The sequence below is a fragment of the Corallococcus sp. AB038B genome, assembly GCF_003668955.1.
GTDB classification, from domain to species: domain Bacteria; phylum Myxococcota; class Myxococcia; order Myxococcales; family Myxococcaceae; genus Corallococcus; species Corallococcus exiguus.
In genome coordinates, this window is the sequence record NZ_RAWO01000278.1 from 1 (window position 1) to 401 (window position 401).

The 401-nt window shown below is 67.3% G+C and carries 1 protein-coding gene; it reads left to right on the forward strand.

The genetic code is table 11. The features are described from left to right. Positions 1–97: 97 nt before the first annotated feature. A complete protein-coding gene (locus tag D7Y04_RS43275) occupies positions 98–358 on the forward strand; it encodes a phosphopantetheine-binding protein (RefSeq protein ID WP_121763088.1) in 261 nt (86 codons plus the stop codon). Positions 359–401: the final 43 nt, after the last annotated feature.

Genomic DNA, 401 nt, shown 5'->3' on the forward strand with positions numbered 1-401 from the left:
GGGACGGAGAGGTCATCGCGGTGCACCGGCTGCGCTGGGGACACGAGCCCCACACGCGCTTGCCCATCCAAGGGTCGCTTTCGTCGGAGGAGACACGATGAATACGGACGAGGTGAGGACCAGGCTCATCGAGGTGCTTCGCGAGTTCCTTCCCCGCGTGGCGCCCGACGAACCGGTGGAGATGGCGCGCCCCTGCAACGAGATGGGGCTGGACTCGATGAACGCCATCAACCTGATGCTCGCGCTCGAAGGAGCGTTCGAGATTTCCTTCCCGGACGCGCTCCTCACCGCGGAGACATTCCACTCCCCGGCGAGCCTGGAGACCATCGTCCATCAACTGCGCGGCGCCGCCCAGTGAGCTCGCTCCGCGCCGTCCCAGAGAAGGTGGAGCCGGCGCGGCC

Bases quoted from the DNA above. Each gene is read 5' to 3' on its own strand.
- D7Y04_RS43275 (WP_121763088.1), top strand. From the start codon at position 98: ATGAATACGGACGAGGTGAGGACCAGGCTCATCGAGGTGCTTCGCGAG.